This is a genomic window from Lysinibacillus sp. GbtcB16 (genome assembly GCF_019091145.1).
In the GTDB taxonomy this organism is placed as follows: Bacteria; Bacillota; Bacilli; order Bacillales_A; family Planococcaceae; genus Lysinibacillus; species Lysinibacillus fusiformis.
In genome coordinates this window covers 1-231 of sequence record NZ_JAGXJV010000944.1, presented here as the reverse complement: position 1 = coordinate 231, position 231 = coordinate 1, and the positions used below count along the sequence as shown (strand labels likewise).

The 231-nt window shown below is 39.0% G+C and carries 1 protein-coding gene; it reads right to left on the bottom strand.

Features of this window, described 5'->3' with window-relative positions; genetic code table 11:
- A partial coding sequence (locus KVT27_RS26405; protein ID WP_254636315.1) for an ATP-binding cassette domain-containing protein occupies positions 1-231 on the bottom strand: 231 nt, incomplete at both ends.

Below are 231 nucleotides of genomic sequence, written 5' to 3'. Positions count from 1 at the left end.
CCACTGGTAATCGCATGGAGTCCAATAATGGAACGTCCCGTTGTGGATTTACCACATCCGGATTCTCCTTCAAGACCAAAAATTTCTCCTTTATAAATATCGAAAGTAATGCCAACTACCGCTTTATTAACCATGTTTTTACTTAAAGAGAAGTGCTGCTTAACCTCTTTTAATGATAAATAGGGATGTACTTTATCAAAGATAGCTGGTGCCTGACGCTTCTCTTGCTGT